This window comes from Leclercia sp. Marseille-Q4284, from assembly GCF_916618945.1.
In the GTDB taxonomy this organism is placed as follows: domain Bacteria; phylum Pseudomonadota; class Gammaproteobacteria; order Enterobacterales; family Enterobacteriaceae; genus Enterobacter; species Enterobacter tamurae.
On sequence record NZ_CAKAKG010000001.1, the window covers coordinates 133,210 to 151,872 of the forward strand.

The 18,663-nt window shown below is 55.4% G+C and carries 17 protein-coding genes; 8 read left to right on the plus strand and 9 right to left on the minus strand.

All coding sequences use genetic code 11. The features are described 5' to 3' along the window. Nucleotide 1 precedes the first annotated feature (1 nt). A complete protein-coding gene (locus tag LG383_RS00650) occupies nt 2-691 on the plus strand; it encodes a transcriptional regulator (protein ID WP_106994348.1) in 690 nt (229 codons plus the stop codon). A gap of 38 nt (nt 692-729) precedes the next feature. On the opposite strand, the gene ruvX is transcribed toward LG383_RS00650, so the two are convergent. The 8 genes from ruvX to metK all read right to left on the minus strand — a co-directional run bounded on the left by ruvX (nt 730) and on the right by metK (nt 7,739). Further along, on the minus strand, nt 730-1,146 hold the full coding sequence (gene ruvX / locus LG383_RS00655) for a Holliday junction resolvase RuvX (protein WP_106994349.1): 417 nt from the start codon (nt 1,144-1,146) through the stop codon (nt 730-732). Then, nucleotides 1,146-1,706, minus strand: coding sequence for a YqgE/AlgH family protein (locus LG383_RS00660; RefSeq protein ID WP_181247292.1), 561 nt, complete (start codon nt 1,704-1,706; stop codon nt 1,146-1,148). Before LG383_RS00660 ends, ruvX begins: the two co-directional genes overlap by 1 nt. An 88-nt stretch (nt 1,707-1,794) precedes the next feature. Continuing rightward, on the minus strand, nt 1,795-2,742 hold the full coding sequence (gene gshB / locus LG383_RS00665) for a glutathione synthase (RefSeq protein ID WP_106994351.1): 948 nt from the start codon (nt 2,740-2,742) through the stop codon (nt 1,795-1,797). 19 nt (nt 2,743-2,761) lie between these two features. Further along, on the minus strand, nt 2,762-3,493 hold the full coding sequence (rsmE, locus tag LG383_RS00670) for a 16S rRNA (uracil(1498)-N(3))-methyltransferase (RefSeq protein WP_106994352.1): 732 nt from the start codon (nt 3,491-3,493) through the stop codon (nt 2,762-2,764). A gap of 113 nt (nt 3,494-3,606) precedes the next feature. Further along, nucleotides 3,607-4,314: a deoxyribonuclease I gene (gene endA / locus LG383_RS00675; RefSeq protein WP_225758104.1), complete on the minus strand. Its 708-nt coding sequence runs from the start codon at nt 4,312-4,314 to the stop codon at nt 3,607-3,609. A gap of 94 nt (nt 4,315-4,408) precedes the next feature. After that, a complete protein-coding gene (locus tag LG383_RS00680; RefSeq protein ID WP_166183938.1) occupies nt 4,409-4,906 on the minus strand; it encodes a SprT family zinc-dependent metalloprotease in 498 nt (165 codons plus the stop codon). 72 nt (nt 4,907-4,978) lie between these two features. Continuing rightward, nucleotides 4,979-6,376 carry a galactose/proton symporter gene (gene galP, locus LG383_RS00685; protein WP_106994355.1) on the minus strand — a complete coding sequence of 466 codons (1,398 nt, stop codon included), beginning with the start codon at nt 6,374-6,376 and terminating at the stop codon, nt 4,979-4,981. 208 nt (nt 6,377-6,584) lie between these two features. Beyond that, the gene (gene metK, locus LG383_RS00690) at nt 6,585-7,739 is read right to left on the minus strand and encodes a methionine adenosyltransferase (protein ID WP_106994356.1); all 1,155 of its coding nucleotides are present in this window, start codon (nt 7,737-7,739) and stop codon (nt 6,585-6,587) included. Nucleotides 7,740-8,399: 660 nt separating this feature from the next. Between metK and yqgB the strand changes: the two genes are divergently transcribed. The 3 genes from yqgB (at nt 8,400) to speB (ending at nt 11,650) form a co-directional block, all read left to right on the plus strand. Beyond that, nucleotides 8,400-8,531 carry an acid stress response protein YqgB gene (gene yqgB / locus LG383_RS00700; RefSeq protein ID WP_146145527.1) on the plus strand — a complete coding sequence of 44 codons (132 nt, stop codon included), beginning with the start codon at nt 8,400-8,402 and terminating at the stop codon, nt 8,529-8,531. Between the two features lie 8 nt (nt 8,532-8,539). Further along, complete coding sequence (speA, locus tag LG383_RS00705) at nt 8,540-10,516, plus strand: biosynthetic arginine decarboxylase (RefSeq protein ID WP_106994359.1); 1,977 nt, start codon at nt 8,540-8,542, stop codon at nt 10,514-10,516. A gap of 213 nt (nt 10,517-10,729) precedes the next feature. Further along, complete coding sequence (speB, locus tag LG383_RS00710) at nt 10,730-11,650, plus strand: agmatinase (protein ID WP_014071686.1); 921 nt, start codon at nt 10,730-10,732, stop codon at nt 11,648-11,650. Between the two features lie 44 nt (nt 11,651-11,694). Here the strand turns inward: speB and LG383_RS00715 are convergent, their stop codons facing one another. After that, nucleotides 11,695-12,453, minus strand: a complete 759-nt coding sequence (locus LG383_RS00715; RefSeq protein WP_225758105.1) for a M48 family metallopeptidase — start codon at nt 12,451-12,453, stop codon at nt 11,695-11,697. Nucleotides 12,454-12,732: 279 nt separating this feature from the next. Here LG383_RS00715 and tkt point away from each other — a divergent pair, with 279 nt between their 5' ends. The 4 genes from tkt to fbaA all read left to right on the plus strand — a co-directional run bounded on the left by tkt (nt 12,733) and on the right by fbaA (nt 18,512). After that, nucleotides 12,733-14,724 (plus strand): transketolase, encoded by a 1,992-nt coding sequence (gene tkt / locus LG383_RS00720; RefSeq protein ID WP_106994361.1) that lies wholly within the window; start codon nt 12,733-12,735, stop codon nt 14,722-14,724. A 386-nt stretch (nt 14,725-15,110) separates the two neighbouring features. Next, entirely contained in the window at nt 15,111-16,130 is a 1,020-nt protein-coding gene (epd, locus tag LG383_RS00725; RefSeq protein WP_106994362.1) for an erythrose-4-phosphate dehydrogenase, read from the plus strand. A gap of 49 nt (nt 16,131-16,179) precedes the next feature. Then, nucleotides 16,180-17,343: a phosphoglycerate kinase gene (pgk, locus tag LG383_RS00730; RefSeq protein WP_106994363.1), complete on the plus strand. Its 1,164-nt coding sequence runs from the start codon at nt 16,180-16,182 to the stop codon at nt 17,341-17,343. Between the two features lie 89 nt (nt 17,344-17,432). After that, a complete protein-coding gene (gene fbaA, locus LG383_RS00735; protein ID WP_166183909.1) occupies nt 17,433-18,512 on the plus strand; it encodes a class II fructose-bisphosphate aldolase in 1,080 nt (359 codons plus the stop codon). Nucleotides 18,513-18,663: the final 151 nt, after the last annotated feature.

An 18,663-nucleotide genomic window follows, 5' to 3' on the forward strand; every position in this document is an offset into this window, starting at 1 on the left:
TATGTCATCACAACCGAACCAAAGTCTTATCGACGGCATTCGCTGTCTGCAATATCTGGTTTCCAGCGGTCGCGCCATCGGTTGCCGTGAACTCGCGCGACTGATGGGGATCAACACCACCCGTGTGAACCGTTTGCTGATGACCATGGCCTCTATTGGCCTGACCATGCAGGACGAGCACCGACGCTATCTGCCGGGCCCCGGTATTCATGCCCTGGCGGCCCAGTCAATCCGCGGCTCCGAGCTCTTCTCCCGCGCCTTGCCCCGGCTGGAGCGCGATGCACCACGCGATATCGTGGTGGCGCTGGGCGTGCTGTGGGAGGACCAGGTGATCTATATCTGGCACTCGGTGCCCGGTAGCCAGACCACCCAGGCGCTGGCCGGTTTCCATATGCTGCCTGCCTGGCAATCGGTAATTGGCATGTCGCTGCTGGCGAGTGAGACGGACGAGGCGCTGATGTCGCGCTTTACGCCAGAACAGTGGCAGAATCTCGCCCCGCATGTGGCCCAGCAGCGCCAGCAAGGGCGTGTGATCTGGCACCATGATGATGGCGAAGTGTCGATGGCGCTACCGGTAGGCGCGCACCATGCCGCGCTGGCCTTTGCCGGGATGTGGAATATCGACGATGAGAGCGTGCGGACGCGTCTGGCTGAACTAACGGCGCTCAACGCCACGTTGCTGGAAGCGTAAGAAGTATTTGCCCGGGGAGCCGGGCAAAGGGAAGGGGATCAGTAACCCTGCTCGAAGAAGCTTTCGAGGATAATCACCGCTGAGGCGGAATCGACGCTGCCTTTGCTGAGCGCACGAAAACCGCCATGCTCAAACAGACCGGCGCGGGCTTCTACCGTGCTCAGTCGTTCATCATGCAGCTTAATCGCCACGCCAAAACGGCCATGAATTTTATTGGCAAAGTTGCGTGCCCGTGCCGTCAGTGGCTGCTCGGTGCCATCCATATTCAGCGGCAGCCCGACAATCACTACCTCCGGCTGCCACTCTTTCAGCAGCCGCTCAATCAGGTTCCAGTCCGGAGTGCCGTTTTGCGCCTTCAGCGCCGTCAGTGGACGAGCGGTGCCGGTGATGCGCTGGCCGATTGCCACGCCGATACTTTTAGTGCCGAAATCAAACGCGAGAAGCGTGCCGCTCATCAGGCATGCCCCGCTACGCCAGGCATGGTCTGGATATCAATGCCAATCAGTTTTGCCGCATCACGCCAGCGATCGGCGATAGGGGTTTTAAACAGGATGTTTAAATCTGCCGGAGCCGTCAGCCAGGCGTTATCGAGGATCTCCTGCTCAAGCTGGCCTTTTTCCCACGAGGAATAGCCGAGCGCCACCAGCACATCAGCAGGCTGCTTTTCTGTGCCCAGGGTCTCGAGCACGTCACGGGAGGTGGTGATCACGGTATTGTCCGAGATGCGGATGCTGGAGGAAAAGCCTGGCGGGCTATGCAAAATAAAGCCGCGATCTTCTGCCAGCGGGCCGCCGAGCATCACCGCTTTGTCGAGACGAATTTCAGGAACACGTTCGTCCTGGGAAATTTTTAATTTTTCCAGAATGCCTTCAACAGTAAGATTTTCCAGCGGTTTATTGATGATGATACCCATCGCGCCATCTTCGCTGTACTCGCAGATGTAAACGACCGCACGACGGAAAATGGGATCCTGGAGAGCAGGCATGGCAATCAGAAAGTGATGCTGTAAATTCATTGTCAGAGGTTCTGTTTCCTGGTTTAAAAAGCGACAGCACCCAGTATGCGGAGAAAGCTGAGTACTGTCACTAATAGTATTGGCTAGGTTACTGCTTCAGACGTTTTTCGATCGCATCCATCAGCATGCCGGTAATCGACACCGGGAATTCTGCTTCGATTTCGCGAATACAGGTCGGACTGGTGACGTTCACTTCTGTCAGACGATCGCCGATGATGTCGAGGCCAACAAAGATCAGCCCTTTGGCTTTTAACATCGGGCCGACGCGACGGGCAATTTCCCAGTCGCTTTCGGTCAGCGGACGCGGTTCGCCACGGCCACCGGCCGCCAGGTTACCGCGGGTTTCGCCGCCCTGCGGAATACGCGCCAGGCAGTACGGCACCGGCTCACCGTCCACCACCAGCACGCGCTTATCGCCGTCGACGATCGCCGGGATATAGTTCTGCGCCATGCAGTAGCGGGAGCCGTGCTCGGTCAGGGTTTCGGCGATCACCCCGAGGTTCGGGTCGCCCTCTTTAACGCGGAAGATAGATGCGCCACCCATGCCGTCCAGCGGCTTCAGGATGATATCGCCGTGTTTCTGCCAGAAGGCTTTCAGCTGCGTTTTGCTGCGCGTCACCAGCGTCTCTGGCGTCAGGTCGGAGAACCAGGCAGTGTAGAGCTTCTCGTTGCAGTCGCGCAGGCTCTGCGGTTTGTTGACGATCAGCGTCCCTTTCTCTTCTGCGCGTTCAAGAATATAGGTGCAGTAGATGTATTCAGTGTCGAACGGCGGGTCTTTACGCATCAGGATGACGTCGAGTTCGGCCAGGGGCAGATCCTGCTCGGAACCGAACTCGTACCATTTATCGTAATTCTGCTCGACGTTGACGATGCGGGTGCGCGCACGCGCTTCGCCGTTAATCAGGTACAGGTCGCTCATCTCCATATAGTGGAGCTGGTAGCCGCGACGTTGTGCTTCCAGCAGCATAGCGAAGCTGGAATCTTTCTTGATATTGATGCTTGTGATGGGATCCATCACGATGCCGAGCTTAATCATTGTCTTCTCCGTTAATGCTTCAACCTAAATCGCCAAAACGCACCTGCAGGGCAGTGATGGCGGTTAGCGCGGTGGTCTCAGTACGCAGAACGCGGGGTCCCAACAGAATATCAGTAAACTGGTAGCGCGCGGTCATGGCGATCTCATCCGCCGACAGACCGCCTTCCGGGCCAATCAGCAGCCGCACGCGCTCAACCGGCAGCGGCAGAGTGTTGATGCTGGCGCTGGCGCGGGGATGCAGGTTGAGCTTCAGACCCTGCTCCTCTTCCGCACACCAGGCTTCCAGATCCATTGCCGGGCGGATCTCCGGGACCCGATTGCGGCCACACTGTTCACAGGCTGCAACGGCGATTTTTTGCCACTGCTGGAGCTTCTTATTCAGACGTTCGGCATCCAGTTTAACGCCGCAGCGCTCAGAAAAAAGTGGCGTAATGAGGCTTACACCCAGTTCGATCGATTTCTGGATAGTGAATTCCATTTTTTCGCCGCGCGACATCACCTGGCCTAAATGGATATGCAGCGGCGATTCACGATCGTCGATTTCGCCACGCAAGATATTCACCTGCACGCTTTTTTTATCGGCGCGGGTAATTTCCGCCTCAAACACCTGGTTTGAACCATCAAACAGTTGAATCGCCTGACCTGCGCCCATGCGCAGCACACGGCCAACATGGTTGGCGGCCTCTTCAGACAGGGCAATTTCACTGTCCGGGGTTATCAGTTCCGGGTGATAAATACGGGGAATACGCATAGTCAAAGAATTCCATAAATAGCCAGGTCCCGGCTCGGTCTGTCCCCTCTCCCCTGCGGGGAGAGGGTTAGGGTGAGGGGTGTAAGTAAATAAACAATTGCCGCTAGTGTAGGTTAGCTCTTTTGCGCCTGGCAAGCGCGCTGGACGTACGGGTTATGATTCCCCTGCACTTTAGCAATGCGTTCGTCGCGCTGGCACTCCCAGGCGGTTACCGGATAGAGCTTATCCCAGGCGTTAAACAGCTGGGTTTGCTGGCGGGAGAGGGTCAGTTGGTATTGATCGCGCATATAGAAGTAGATGCGGGCTATGCTGCCCCGGGCGCGGGCTGGTGGTTCGGCGAGCTTCTCTTTGAAGTCTACCTTCATGGCGCACTGACCATACTGGCCTTCGCCGCCGTTCCACTGGCTGTACATAAAGTTGCCGCGATCGCCATTCACCTCGCCCACGGCGGGTTGCAGGTTATGCATATCGCTTTCTATCTGGCGATAGATCGGGTCTTTGGCGCAGTTTTTACGTCCGCCGTCCTGCCAGCACTGACGCTGGTGGCCGAACTGCCAGGCCGGGACGACATGTTCCCATTCAATGCGGCTGGCGCGGTTCTCGTTTTTACGCACTTTGTAACCGCAGGAGGCCAGATCGACGACCCCTTTTTTGCCCTGCCAGTTAATTTTGCATCCGCAGTAAAAATCGCCTGCGACGTCGGCGTTGACCTTCACGCCTGCGGCTTTTGCCTGAGAGAAACTGTGGATACCTTCGGCCAGCACATGGCCTGAAAACGCCGTCGTCAGAAACGCGACCGCGAGAGAGAAATTACGGGACATCGTGAACTCCGTATCAAAACGAGCCCGCAACGTAACGAAAGTTGTTCCTGTATGCAATCAGGCAGATCATGAATGTTCCTGATGATTCTGCCGCTTACTCCGCAATAAGAGGGTTGCCGCACTTGACGCAGCGGTAGGTAGCTTCGCCGCGCACCACCCGGTTATGGCGACGCACGGTGAGCTGGTGCTGCTGACACGGGCAGCGGTAGGGGAAGGTATTGCGCCGTACTGAATCAAGCTCGAACTGATGCGTGCGACGCGCCGGCACGCCAAGCACCGCTTCCATCATCCATTTCCACTCTTTGCCATGGGGTGCCACGCGGCCAAAGTGCTTCCACACCAGCAGGTGCGCCAGCTCATGCGGGACCACTTCGTCGATAAAAGCCTGCTGATTTTCCAGCATCAGGACCGGGTTGAGGCGGATCTCATACGCATCCAGCCAGGCGGTGCCGGCTGCGGTGCCGCGCTGCTGCCAGACCAGTTTCGGTTCAGGGTAGTTCCGGGCAAGCTTAAGATTGGCCTTGGCCAGGTTATCACGCAGGCTGCGCATGGCGGCTTGCTGAAGCGCAATGGGGAGACGGGGTGTTTTCATAACGGCAGAGCATAGAGTTTGTCGCGGGGCGGTGCAAGCGGCTTCCTCCCGGGCGGGAGGAAGCCAAAAGGATCAGTCGTGAGCGCCGATTTCGCGCAGCGGACGACCTTTCATCAGGTTACGTTCAATATGTTCCAGCGACACGTGTTTGGTTTCAGGAACCAGCCACAGGGTCAGGACGATAAACAGCAGGTTCAGACCACCGTACACCCAGAAGGTATTGGCGTTGCCAAACGTATCGAGCATGGTCAGGAAGGTTGCGCCGACGATCATGTTGGCGATCCAGTTAGTAGCGGTGGAGCAGGTGATACCGAAATCGCGGCCTTTCAGCGGCTGGATCTCAGAACACAGAACCCAGATCAGCGGACCGGCGCTCATCGCAAAACCAACGATAAACATCAGCAGCATCGCCACGGCAGCATACTGTGCGGTGGTGGAGTGGATGCCCATATGCATCATCGTGCCCAGCACGCCCATGCCGATCGCCATCACCAGGAAGCCCAGGGTCAGCGTCGGTTTACGGCCCCAGCGATCCACCAGACCGATTGCGATAAAGGTTGCCAGCACGTTGGTCAGACCGACAATCACCGTACCCCACATCTGCTCGGTGGTGTTGCTGTAACCCGCCAGTTCAAAGATTTTTGGCGCGTAATACATGATGACGTTCATCCCGGTGAACTGCTGCATCACCTGCAGCAGCACGCCCAGGAACACTGCCCGGCGGAAGTTACTGTTCTCTTTAAACAGCGCCCAGCCGCTCTGTTTGATCTTCAGGCTTTCGCGGATCTCTTCCAGCTCGCGTTTCGCTTCTTCACTGGTATCACGCAGGCGCAGCAGCACGCGCTCCGCATCATTAAAGCGCCGTTTGGCCGCAAACCAGCGCGGGCTGTCAGGCAGGAAGAAGACGCCAATCAGCAGCAGGATTGCCGGGATAATAATCACACCCAGCATCCAGCGCCATGCGCCGCTGTAGCTGAACGCGGTATCGGAAAGGTAGGCACCGAGAATACCGATGGTGATCATCAGCTGGTACATGGAGATCATGCTGCCGCGAATTTTCTCCGGCGCAATCTCCGACAGGTAAAGCGGTGCGGTATAAGAGGCAACACCCACCGCCAGGCCCAGCAGTACGCGGGAGATAATCAGCACTTCCACGTTAGGTGCTGCGGCGGAAAACAGTGAACCGGCGACAAACAGAATGGCGCCAATCATCAGGCTCTTTTTACGCCCGAGCTTGAAGGAGAGCCAGCCGCTGCCCACTGCGCCGACTGCCGCACCGAACATCATCGAGCTCACCACCCACTCCTGGGTGTGGGAGTTGATCTGGAATTCATCCGTAATAAACGGCAAGGCCCCGGCAATAACGCCGATATCAAGACCGAAAAGTAATCCTGCCAGAGCGGCAAGGAAGCAGACGAAGAACGTCATCGTCTTGTTAGACGTCCGCCCCTGTTTTTTATTGTCAGGCATTTTGCCCTCCATTTGGCTTAGCTGTTTCATCAATGTAAAGATTTGATTAGGAAACAGTAAAAGTATGTCAGAGGGGGAGGCGTGACAAAGAGAGTATTCCGAAAGGGACTGATTTTATTTGGGTGTAAGCGATTTCATGGCGGGCGATATAGAGCCGAAAACAAAAAGGCCAGCACGGGGCTGGCCTTTCAGGAGCGCTGTCAGTCGATTATTTCAGACCGGCGGCTTCACGCAGCAGAGCGGCTTTGTCGGTTTTTTCCCATGGGAAATGTTCGCGACCAAAGTGACCGTAAGCGGCGGTCTCTTTGTAGATTGGGTGCAGCAGATCCAGCATCTGGATCAGGCCGTATGGACGCAGGTCGAAGAACTCACGCACCAGCAGGGTCAGCTGCTCCGTTGGCACTTTTTCGGTACCGAAGGTTTCAACCATGATGGAGGTTGGTTCTGCCACGCCAATCGCGTAGGAAACCTGAATCTCACAACGGTCAGCCAGGCCAGCCGCAACGATGTTTTTGGCAACATAACGTGCAGCGTACGCAGCAGAACGGTCAACCTTAGACGGATCCTTACCGGAGAACGCGCCGCCACCGTGACGCGCCATGCCGCCGTAGGTATCAACGATGATCTTACGACCGGTCAGACCGCAGTCGCCCATTGGTCCACCGATAACAAAACGGCCCGTTGGGTTGATGAAGAATTTGGTTGAGGCATTCAGCCACTCGGTCGGCAGAACCGGCTTGATGATCTCTTCCATCACCGCTTCCTGCAGAGATTTCTGGTCGATATCTTCTGAGTGCTGAGTGGAGAGAACTACCGCGTCGATGCCGACAATTTTGCCGTCGTCGTACTGGAAGGTAACCTGGCTTTTCGCATCCGGACGCAGCCACGGCAGGGTGCCGTTTTTGCGCACTTCAGCCTGACGCTGCACCAGACGGTGAGCATAGGTGATTGGCGCAGGCATCAGCACGTCGGTTTCGTTGGTGGCGTAGCCAAACATCAGGCCCTGGTCGCCCGCGCCCTGCTCCAGCGGATCGGCACGGTCAACGCCCTGGTTGATGTCAGGGGACTGTTTGCCGATGGCGCTCAGTACGGCGCACGAGTTGGCATCAAAGCCCATATCAGAATGCACATAGCCGATTTCACGCACGGTGTTACGGGTGATCTCTTCGATATCAACCCATGCACTGGTGGTGATTTCACCGCCAACCATTACCATGCCGGTTTTGACATAGGTCTCACAGGCAACGCGCGCTTTTGGATCCTGCTCGAGGATCGCATCCAGCACCGCATCGGAGATTTGGTCAGCAATTTTATCAGGATGTCCTTCTGATACAGACTCGGACGTAAACAGGTGTTTTGCCATGTTTTAATTTACCTAAGGAGAATTTGTTTAGCTCAAACTGTCGTGTGGGATAGCCGTGGCAGGTTTTTCCACCAGGACTTGCAGATGATGACACTGGCAGTCTGAGTGTTAATCAGTATGGATGGATTAACATCTGGACGGCTATTTTAGGTCACATCTTCGCCCGATTTCCAGCTTTTTTTATCTATGCGCCTACGGCCTTGAAAACCCAACTGGAAATTTTTGCTGACGGTCCCGGCAATGCGCACATTTATATTTTGCATTTTCCCTGTCTTGTCGGTATAAAACGCGGCGCGCGGCTCATACAAAAAAGCACACGACGTTTCTTCGTGTCGCCACTTCCAGCCGGGTAAAGCAGTGAACTTTTAGCTTTAACTTGTCGCGAGTTTTATCAGGCTTGCGTGGAGGTGATACGAGATAATGAACCGTCGTTTTCCGCTTAGTCAGTTCTGCCTTTCAGGCCGGAACATGCTCCCCGCCATTCGCATTTCTAATCTGCAAACCTGCCGATGTTATACCCATCTCGGCGCTTCTCAGGATTCCAGGGCAGGCACTACGCTTTGTGAAGTCTGAACAAGGGCGCTCTTGTAAATACAAGAGTTTTCTCGTGGTTTCGCCGGACCTTGTCATACAGAGTTCGGATACGTGTTTTACAATGATATGAATAAGAAACCGGTGGCACGCCCCGGCTTTCAGCATTCTGTGCTGGAAATCCGGTCGGATAATGGGTTGTTATCGCAGATTGACGCTGCGATAGTAGTCAACTGTTTTACACTGAATAGTAAGAATTGAGGTTCGCTATGTCTGACGACATGTCTTCGTTTTCGCCTTCGTCAGCAGGCGAACAGGGTGTACTACGTTCTATGCAGGAGGTTGCGATGAGCTCCCAGGAAGCCAGCAAGATGCTGCGCACTTACAATATTGCCTGGTGGGGCAATAACTACTACGACGTCAATGAACTGGGCCACATCAGCGTCTGCCCGGATCCTGACGTACCGGAAGCGCGCGTCGATCTCGCAAAACTGGTGAAAGCGCGTGAAGCGCAGGGGCAGCGTCTGCCTGCACTGTTCTGCTTCCCGCAGATCCTGCAGCACCGTCTGCGTTCCATCAACGCCGCCTTCAAACGCGCGCGTGAATCTTACGGTTACAACGGCGACTATTTCCTGGTTTATCCGATCAAGGTGAACCAGCATCGTCGCGTTATCGAATCCTTAATTCACTCCGGCGAACCGCTGGGTCTGGAAGCCGGTTCCAAAGCGGAACTGATGGCGGTACTGGCCCATGCCGGCATGACCCGCTCGGTGATCGTCTGTAACGGCTATAAAGACCGGGAATACATTCGTCTGGCGCTGATTGGTGAGAAGATGGGCCACAAGGTCTATCTGGTCATCGAGAAGATGTCTGAGATTAATATCGTGCTGGAAGAGGCCGAGCGTCTGAACGTGGTGCCGCGCCTTGGCGTGCGTGCGCGTCTGGCCTCGCAGGGCTCCGGGAAGTGGCAGTCCTCCGGCGGCGAAAAATCCAAATTTGGCCTTGCGGCGAACCAGGTACTGCAGCTGGTCGAAATCATGCGCGATCGGGGCCGTCTGGACAGTATTCAGCTCCTGCACTTCCACCTCGGTTCGCAGATGGCTAACATCCGCGATATCGCCACCGGCGTGCGTGAATCGGCCCGTTTCTACGTCGAGCTGCATAAGCTGGGCGTGAACATCCAGTGCTTTGACGTGGGCGGTGGCCTGGGCGTGGACTATGAAGGGACCCGCTCGAAGTCTGACTGCTCGGTGAACTACGGCCTGAACGAATACGCCAACAACATCATCTGGGCGATTGGCGATGCCTGTGAAGAGAATGGTCTGCCGCACCCGACGGTGATCACCGAGTCCGGACGTGCGGTTACCGCGCACCACACGGTGCTGGTATCGAACATCATCGGCGTGGAGCGCAACGAATACACCGAAGCGACACCGCCGGAAGACGATGCGCCGCGTGCCCTGCAAAGCATGTGGGAAACCTGGATTGAGATGCACGAGCCGGGCACCCGTCGTTCACTGCGTGAATGGCTGCACGACAGCCAGATGGATCTGCACGATATTCATACCGGCTATTCATCCGGGGCGTTCAGCCTGCAGGAGCGAGCCTGGGCCGAGCAGCTGTATCTGAACATGTGTCACGAAGTGCAGAAACAGCTCGACCCGAGCAACCGTGCGCACCGTCCGATTATCGACGAACTGCAGGAGCGTATGGCGGACAAGATGTACGTCAACTTCTCCCTGTTCCAGTCGATGCCGGATGCCTGGGGTATCGACCAGCTGTTCCCGGTTATGCCGCTGGAAGGGCTGAATCAGATCCCTGAGCGCCGCGCGGTGCTGCTGGATATCACCTGTGACTCAGACGGGGCGATCGACCACTACATTGACGGGGATGGCATCGCCACCACCATGCCAATGCCGGAGTACGATCCGGAGAACCCGCCAATGCTGGGCTTCTTTATGGTCGGGGCGTATCAGGAGATCCTGGGCAACATGCACAACCTGTTCGGGGATACCGAAGCGGTTGACGTGTTTGTCTTCCCTGACGGCAATGTCGAAGTGGAGCTCTCTGACGAGGGTGACACCGTGGCGGATATGCTGCAGTACGTGCAGCTCGATCCGAACAAGCTGCTGACCCAGTTCCGCGATCAGGTGAAAAAGACCGATCTTGACGACACTCTGCAGAAACAGTTCCTGGAAGAGTTTGAAGCGGGTCTGTACGGCTACACGTATCTGGAAGACGAGTAAGCATTCTTCCCTCTCCCCTCTGGGGAGAGGGTTAGGGTGAGGGGTGAAGTCCGCACAATGCCCTATACTCACTTGAACCCGTATGAAATAGCGGCGATAATCCGCCGCAACAGGCACTATTCGAATCAATCCCTTCCTCGTCGGGTTTAACGACGCGGAGGGGATTTTTTTTCATCTATTTTTAATGCACCGACGTTATAAAGAGGTCAGGACATGAGCACTTTAGGGCATCAGTACGATAACTCCCTGGTATCGAACGCTTTTGGTTTTTTACGCCTTCCGATGAATTTCCAGCCGTACGACAGCGATGCGGACTGGGTGATCACCGGTGTGCCGTTTGATATGGCGACATCCGGTCGTGCCGGTGGCCGTCATGGTCCGGCAGCGATCCGTCAGGTCTCCACCAATCTGGCCTGGGAGCACAACCGTTTCCCGTGGAACTTCGACATGCGCGAGCGCCTGAACGTGGTTGACTGCGGTGACCTGGTCTATGCCTTCGGTGATGCGCGTGAAATGAGTGAAAAGCTGCAAGCCCACGCTGAGAAGCTGCTGGCTGCCGGCAAGCGTATGCTCTCCTTCGGGGGTGACCATTTCGTGACCCTGCCGCTGCTGCGCGCTCACGCGAAGCATTTCGGTAAGATGGCGCTGGTGCATTTCGATGCCCATACCGACACCTATGCGAACGGCTGCGAATTTGACCACGGCACCATGTTCTTCACCGCGCCGAACGAAGGCCTGATCGATCCAAACCACTCCGTGCAGATCGGGATTCGTACCGAGTTCGATAAAGACAACGGTTTCACCGTGCTGGACGCGGGTCAGGTGAACGATCGCGGCGTGGATGACATCATCGCGCAGGTGAAGCAGATCGTTGGCGATATGCCGGTATACCTGACCTTCGACATCGACTGCCTGGATCCGGCCTTTGCGCCAGGTACCGGCACCCCGGTGATCGGCGGCCTGACCTCCGATCGCGCTATTAAGCTGGTACGTGGCCTGAAGGATCTGAATATCGTGGGTATGGACGTGGTAGAAGTCGCGCCTGCTTACGACCAGTCCGAGATCACCGCGCTGGCCGCGGCGACCCTGGCTCTGGAAATGCTCTACATCCAGGCGGCGAAAAAAGGCGAGTAATTAAGAGACAGGCCGGGACGTCTTGCCCGGCCTTTTTTTTGAGGTTATTTAATACCGTCTGTGGTCATGCGATCGCGAATATGCTGCGCACGTGCCGCAGAAGCAGGGTGGTCGTCAAACATTGAGCTTTGACGGCCCGCTTCCTGTTGCGCCAGTTTTTCGAAGCTGGTGGCTAAACCTGACGGGTTGATGCCGCGTTTGCGCAACAGATCGTAAGAGTAGTCATCCGCTTCAGATTCCTGACGCTGGGAGAACTGGGAATTGACCAGTTTTTCACCGAGATCGCCAAGCTGCGACTGGGACAGGCTCCCGACAATGCCGCCGGCAGACGCTGCCGCCACGCGCACGGCGTTGGTGCCAAGTGCAACCTGCATGCCTTTCTTCACGTGGCCGAGGGCAACGTGACCCATTTCATGCCCGATAACCGCTTCAACTTCGTTGTCGGTCATCATATCCATCAGTCCGCTGTAGACGCGGATACAGCCGTTGGCCATCGCAAAGGCGTTGACGTCTTTGGCCATGTAAACCTTATAGTTCACCGGCTGGCCATTAATGTTGTCACCAAGCGCAGAAGCAATCTTGTCCAGACGCTGAGCGTAAGTGCTGCCTGCCGGGGCGATGGTAGCCTTACCGTCCATCTCCTTACAGGCTTCATCGCTTAATGTTTTGACCTGAGCATCGCTCAGGGAGTAGGCCTGAAACGCCTCTGCTCCAGAGCTCATCAGACCGCCGGAGTCCATATTCTGACACCCGCTCAGCAGGAGCGTTGTTCCCAGAGCCAGCACTATTGCACGCATTTTCATTAGGTTGCTTCCGCACTCGTTAAACACGATAAATTCTGAAATTACATCACGGCAGCGAGGCCGGAGTACCCTGAGTATAAAGAATATAAACGAAGGCGGGCGAGAAGATTGCGCAACGTGCGAGCCTGTTCCAGAGATTTCTTAACCGGCAAAAGAATGGTCCATGTACATGCTTTGTCGCTTGGGTTACATTGTTGGCACTTTTTTCTGGCGTAGCCCAAAACGCGCTGTCGTCAAGCCGAAACGGGTATGGCCTTCAACATCCGATCTGGAGTCAAAATGTCCTCACGTAAAGAGCTTGCCAATGCTATTCGTGCGCTGAGCATGGATGCTGTACAAAAAGCTAAATCCGGTCACCCGGGTGCCCCGATGGGTATGGCTGACATTGCCGAAGTCCTGTGGCGTGATTTCCTGAACCACAACCCGCAGAACCCGGCCTGGGCTGACCGCGACCGTTTCGTACTGTCCAACGGCCATGGCTCCATGCTGATCTACAGCCTGCTGCACCTCACCGGCTATGCGCTGCCAATCGAAGAGCTGAAAAACTTCCGTCAGCTGCACTCCAAAACCCCGGGTCACCCGGAAGTGGGCTACACCGCAGGTGTTGAAACCACTACTGGTCCGCTGGGGCAGGGGATTGCTAACGCCGTGGGCATGGCAATTGCTGAGAAGACGCTGGCGGCGCAGTTCAACCGTCCGGGTCACGACATTGTTGACCACTTCACCTATGCGTTCCTCGGCGACGGCTGCATGATGGAAGGTATCTCTCACGAGGTATGCTCCCTGGCCGGTACTCTGAAGCTGGGCAAACTGGTTGCGTTCTATGACGACAACGGCATCTCCATTGATGGTCACGTTGAAGGCTGGTTCACCGACGATACCGCAGCACGTTTCGAAGCCTACGGCTGGCACGTGGTACGTGGTGTTGACGGTCACGATGCTGACGCGATCAAACGTGCAGTAGAAGAAGCACGTGCTGTAACCGACAAGCCGTCCCTGCTGATGTGCAAAACCATCATCGGTTTCGGTTCCCCGAACAAAGCCGGCACCCACGACTCTCACGGTGCACCGTTGGGTGACGCAGAGATCGCCCTGACCCGTGAACAGCTGGGCTGGAAACACGCCGCGTTTGAGATTCCATCTGAGATCTATGCTCAGTGGGATGCCAAAGAAGCCGGTCAGGCAAAAGAAGCAGCATGGAACGAGAAATTTGCTGCCTACGCTAAAGCCTTCCCACAGGAAGCGGCTGAATACACCCGTCGTATGAAAGGTGACATGCCGGCTGACTTCGACGCCAAAGCGAACGAGTTCATCGCTAAACTGCAGGCGAATCCGTCCAAAATCGCCAGCCGTAAAGCGTCCCAGAATGCCATCGAAGCCTTCGGCCCGTGGCTGCCAGAGTTCCTCGGCGGCTCCGCTGACCTGGCGCCAAGCAACCTGACCATCTGGTCCGGTTCTAAAGCGATCAACGAAGATGCTGCCGGTAACTACATCCATTACGGTGTACGTGAATTCGGTATGACTGCGATTGCCAACGGTATCTCCCTGCACGGTGGTTTCCTGCCGTACACCTCCACCTTCCTGATGTTCGTGGAATATGCCCGTAACGCGGTGCGTATGGCTGCGCTGATGAAACAGCGTCAGGTGATGGTTTATACCCACGACTCCATCGGTCTGGGCGAAGATGGCCCGACTCACCAGCCGGTTGAGCAGGTTGCTTCTCTGCGTGTGACCCCGAACATGTCCACATGGCGTCCATGTGACCAGGTTGAATCCGCGGTAGCGTGGAAATACGGCGTTGAGCGTCAGGACGGCCCGACCGCACTGATCCTCTCCCGTCAGAACCTGGCTCAGCAGGATCGTACCGAAGCGCAGCTGGCGAACATCGCCCGCGGCGGTTACGTGCTGAAAGATTGCGACGGTCAGCCACAGGTGATCTTCATCGCGACCGGTTCTGAAGTTGAACTGGCGGTTGCGGCCTGGGATCAGCTGGCAGGCGAAGGCGTGAAAGCGCGCGTGGTTTCCATGCCGTCTACCGATGCCTTTGACAAGCAGGACGCAGCGTACCGTGAATCCGTACTGCCTAAAGCGGTCTCCGCTCGTGTGGCTGTGGAAGCGGGTATTGCTGACTACTGGTTCAAATACGTGGGCCTGAACGGCGCAATCGTCGGCATGACCACCTTCGGTGAGTCTGCTCCGGCTGAGCAGCTGTTCGAAGAGTTTGGCTTCACCGTTGAGAACGTGGTCGCAAAAGCGAAAGAACTGCTGTAATTGCTGGTACGGTGCGGGCTGATGCCCTCACCCCAATCCTCTCCCACGGGAGAGGGTGCAAACACCAAAAACGGTAACCCCTGGGTTACCGTTTTGCTTTTACCTCGCCACCCGGCTTTTTTGTATCTACTATTCCTCCTGCATGTAACTGCGCTGTGAATTATTCCATTAAAAATGTGACGCAAGTCATATAGCTGGCTTATTGGTCCGAGGGCTCATTCCCTTTATTCCACGTTTCGCTTATTCTGGCTGAAGCGTTTCAGTCGATTAAACGTTCGACAAATGACCAATCAGTTGGAGTTTGTGACAGGCGAGGATTCCCCTCAGAGCGTTGCTGGATTACTCTGTCAGCCACCTCGAATCAGGGAAAGCTTTGCAGGAGACTTATGACCGTACGCGTAGCGATTAATGGTTTCGGTCGCATCGGACGTAACGTGGTTCGTGCTTTATATGAATCCGGGCGCCGGGCGGAAATGACCGTGGTGGCCATCAATGAACTGGCCGATGCCGCAGGCATGGCGCATTTATTGAAATATGACACCAGCCATGGGCGCTTCGCCTGGGACGTTCGTCAGGAGAGAGAGCAGCTGTTCGTCGGTGATGACGTGATTCGTGTACTGCACGAGCAGACGATCGACGCCTTACCCTGGCGTGAGCTGGGCGTGGATGTGGTGCTCGACTGTACCGGCGTCTACGGCAATCGCGAACATGGCGAAGCCCATCTGGCGGCTGGCGCGAAGAAAGTGCTCTTCTCACATCCCGGCAGTAACGATCTCGATGCCACGGTGGTTTATGGCGTTAACCATCATGAGCTGCAAGCGGAACACCGCATCGTCTCCAATGCCTCCTGCACCACCAACTGTATTATTCCGGTCATCAAACTGCTGGACGATGCCTATGGCATTGAATCGGGCACCGTGACCACGATTCACTCCGCCATGCACGATCAGCAGGTCATTGACGCATACCACCCGGACCTGCGACGCACTCGCGCGGCGAGTCAGTCGATTATCCCGGTGGATACCAAACTGGCGGCCGGTATCACCCGAATTTTCCCCCAGTTTGAAGACCGTTTTGAAGCTATCGCCGTGCGTGTTCCTACCATCAACGTGACGGCGATCGACCTCAGCGTGACCGTGAAAAAACCGGTAAAAGCCTGTGAGGTCAACCTGTTGCTGCAAAAAGCGGCACAGCAAGCATTTCATGGTATAGTTGACTATACGGAATTACCGTTGGTCTCAGTAGATTTTAACCACGATCCGCACAGCGCCATTGTTGATGGCACCCAAACGCGCGTGAGTGGGGCACATCTGATCAAAACGCTGGTCTGGTGTGATAATGAATGGGGCTTTGCTAACAGGATGCTCGACACCACGTTAGCCATGGCCGCACAAGGTTTCAGGTAAGGCGCGTATTGCGTCTGCAAAACTTTAAGAATCAACGAGAGGATTCACCATGTCTGTAATTAAGATGACCGATCTGGATCTGGCAGGTAAACGCGTTTTCATCCGTGCGGATCTGAACGTACCGGTTAAAGATGGGAAAGTCACCAGCGACGCACGTATCCGTGCCTCTCTGCCAACCATCGAACTGGCACTGAAGCAGGGTGCAAAAGTGATGGTCACCTCCCACCTGGGTCGTCCGACCGAAGGCGAGTACAACGAAGAATTCTCTCTGCTGCCGGTTGTTAATTACCTGAAAGACAAACTGTCCAGCCCGGTACGTCTGGTTAAAGACTACCTGGACGGCGTTGAAGTTGCTGAAGGTGAACTGGTTGTTCTGGAAAACGTTCGCTTTAACAAAGGCGAGAAGAAAGACGACGAAACCCTGTCCAAAAAATATGCTGCCCTGTGCGACGTGTTTGTAATGGATGCTTTCGGTACTGCTCACCGTGCGCAGGCTTCTACTCACGGTATCGGTAAATTCGCTGACGTCGCCTGTGCAGGTCCACTGCTGGCAGACGAACTGGAAGCACTGGGCAAAGCCCTGAAAGAACCAGCGCGTCCAATGGTTGCTATCGTTGGCGGTTCTAAAGTCTCTACCAAACTGACCGTTCTGGACTCTCTGTCCAAAATCGCTGACCAGCTAATCGTCGGTGGCGGCATCGCCAACACCTTCGTTGCCGCTCAGGGCCACAATGTGGGTAAATCCCTGTACGAAGCAGATCTGGTTGACGAAGCAAAACGCCTGCTGACCACCTGTGATATCCCGGTTCCAACTGACGTTCGCGTAGCGACTGAGTTCTCTGAAACCGCTACCGCTGAGCTGAAATCTGTCTCTGACATCAAAAATGAAGAGCAGATTCTGGACCTGGGCGATGCCTCTGCAGAAAAACTGGCTGAGATCCTGAAGAATGCGAAAACCATTCTGTGGAACGGCCCGGTTGGCGTGTTCGAATTCCCGAACTTCCGTAAAGGTACTGAAATCGTGGCTAACGCGATTGCAGACAGCGACGCATTCTCCATTGCTGGCGGCGGTGATACCCTGGCAGCAATCGATCTGTTCGGTATTTCCGACAAGATCTCCTACATCTCCACTGGCGGCGGCGCATTCCTCGAATTCGTGGAAGGCAAAGTTCTGCCAGCAGTAGCCATGCTCGAAGAGCGCGCTAAGAAGTAAGCCATTTTAGGGCAGGGAAACCTGCCCAATTTTCAGCGTGCTTTTAAGAGCTCGCCCCTTTCCAAGGCCGAAGATACAGGACTCGCAACATGTCTAAAATTTTTGATTTCGTAAAACCTGGCGTGATCACTGGTGATGACGTTCAGAAGGTGTTCCAGGTAGCAAAAGAAAACAACTTTGCTCTGCCAGCGGTTAACTGCGTCGGTACCGACTCTATTAACGCCGTACTGGAAGCCGCAGCAAAAGTTAAAGCTCCGGTAATCGTTCAGTTCTCTAACGGCGGTGCTGCGTTTATCGCAGGTAAAGGCGTGAAAACTGACGTTCCTCAGGGCGCGGCAATCCTGGGCGCAATCTCTGGCGCACATCACGTACACCAGATGGCTGAGCACTACGGTGTTCCGGTTATCTTGCACACTGACCACTGCGCGAAGAAACTGCTGCCGTGGATCGACGGTCTGCTGGACGCGGGCGAAAAACACTTCGCAGCAACCGGTAAGCCACTGTTCTCTTCTCACATGATCGACCTGTCTGAAGAGTCTCTGGAAGAGAACATCGAGATCTGCTCCAAATACCTGGCGCGCATGGCCAAAATGGACATGACTCTGGAAATCGAACTGGGTTGCACCGGTGGCGAAGAAGATGGTGTGGACAATAGCCACATGGACGCTTCTGCCCTGTACACTCAGCCAGAAGACGTTGATTACGCGTATACCGAGCTGAGCAAAATCAGCCCACGCTTCACCATCGCTGCCTCCTTCGGTAACGTACACGGCGTGTACAAGCCAGGCAACGTGGTTCTGACCCCGACCATTCTGCGTGATTCTCAGGAATACGTTTCCAAGAAACACAACCTGCCGCACAACAGCCTGAACTTCGTCTTCCACGGCGGTTCCGGTTCTTCTGCTCAGGAAATCAAAGACTCCGTAAGCTACGGTGTTATCAAAATGAACATCGATACCGACACCCAATGGGCAACCTGGGACGGTATCCTGCAGTACTACAAAACCAACGAAGCTTACCTGCAGGGCCAGCTGGGCAACCCGAAAGGCGAAGACCAGCCGAACAAGAAATACTACGATCCACGCGTATGGCTGCGTTCAGCCCAGGCCTCTATGGTGACGCGTCTGGAGCAGGCATTCAAAGAGCTGAACGCGGTTGACGTTCTGTAATTTGCACTGCTGATAGCCTCAAAAAGCCCGCGTTAATCGCGGGCTTTTTTTATGCTTTTTCAACTGGCTACGGGCACTATTTATGTGATCTGTTTGGCAAAAGCTCTCGCTTTTGTTTACCCTTTACTAACTTGCCTGCCTCGATGGGGGA

What these genes read in the sequence shown, in the direction of transcription:
- LG383_RS00715 (WP_225758105.1), bottom strand. Translation starts at nt 12,453, where the DNA reads ATGAAAATGCGTGCAATAGTGCTGGCTCTGGGAACAACGCTCCTGCTG.
- pgk (WP_106994363.1), top strand. Translation starts at nt 16,180, where the DNA reads ATGTCTGTAATTAAGATGACCGATCTGGATCTGGCAGGTAAACGCGTT.
- LG383_RS00650 (WP_106994348.1), top strand. Translation starts at nt 2, where the DNA reads ATGTCATCACAACCGAACCAAAGTCTTATCGACGGCATTCGCTGTCTG.
- fbaA (WP_166183909.1), top strand. Translation starts at nt 17,433, where the DNA reads ATGTCTAAAATTTTTGATTTCGTAAAACCTGGCGTGATCACTGGTGAT.
- speB (WP_014071686.1), top strand. Translation starts at nt 10,730, where the DNA reads ATGAGCACTTTAGGGCATCAGTACGATAACTCCCTGGTATCGAACGCT.
- gshB (WP_106994351.1), bottom strand. Translation starts at nt 2,742, where the DNA reads ATGATTAAGCTCGGCATCGTGATGGATCCCATCACAAGCATCAATATC.
- yqgB (WP_146145527.1), top strand. Translation starts at nt 8,400, where the DNA reads ATGAATAAGAAACCGGTGGCACGCCCCGGCTTTCAGCATTCTGTGCTG.
- tkt (WP_106994361.1), top strand. Translation starts at nt 12,733, where the DNA reads ATGTCCTCACGTAAAGAGCTTGCCAATGCTATTCGTGCGCTGAGCATG.
- LG383_RS00660 (WP_181247292.1), bottom strand. Translation starts at nt 1,706, where the DNA reads ATGAATTTACAGCATCACTTTCTGATTGCCATGCCTGCTCTCCAGGAT.
- LG383_RS00680 (WP_166183938.1), bottom strand. Translation starts at nt 4,906, where the DNA reads ATGAAAACACCCCGTCTCCCCATTGCGCTTCAGCAAGCCGCCATGCGC.
- endA (WP_225758104.1), bottom strand. Translation starts at nt 4,314, where the DNA reads ATGTCCCGTAATTTCTCTCTCGCGGTCGCGTTTCTGACGACGGCGTTT.
- rsmE (WP_106994352.1), bottom strand. Translation starts at nt 3,493, where the DNA reads ATGCGTATTCCCCGTATTTATCACCCGGAACTGATAACCCCGGACAGT.
- speA (WP_106994359.1), top strand. Translation starts at nt 8,540, where the DNA reads ATGTCTGACGACATGTCTTCGTTTTCGCCTTCGTCAGCAGGCGAACAG.
- galP (WP_106994355.1), bottom strand. Translation starts at nt 6,376, where the DNA reads ATGCCTGACAATAAAAAACAGGGGCGGACGTCTAACAAGACGATGACG.
- metK (WP_106994356.1), bottom strand. Translation starts at nt 7,739, where the DNA reads ATGGCAAAACACCTGTTTACGTCCGAGTCTGTATCAGAAGGACATCCT.
- epd (WP_106994362.1), top strand. Translation starts at nt 15,111, where the DNA reads ATGACCGTACGCGTAGCGATTAATGGTTTCGGTCGCATCGGACGTAAC.
- ruvX (WP_106994349.1), bottom strand. Translation starts at nt 1,146, where the DNA reads ATGAGCGGCACGCTTCTCGCGTTTGATTTCGGCACTAAAAGTATCGGC.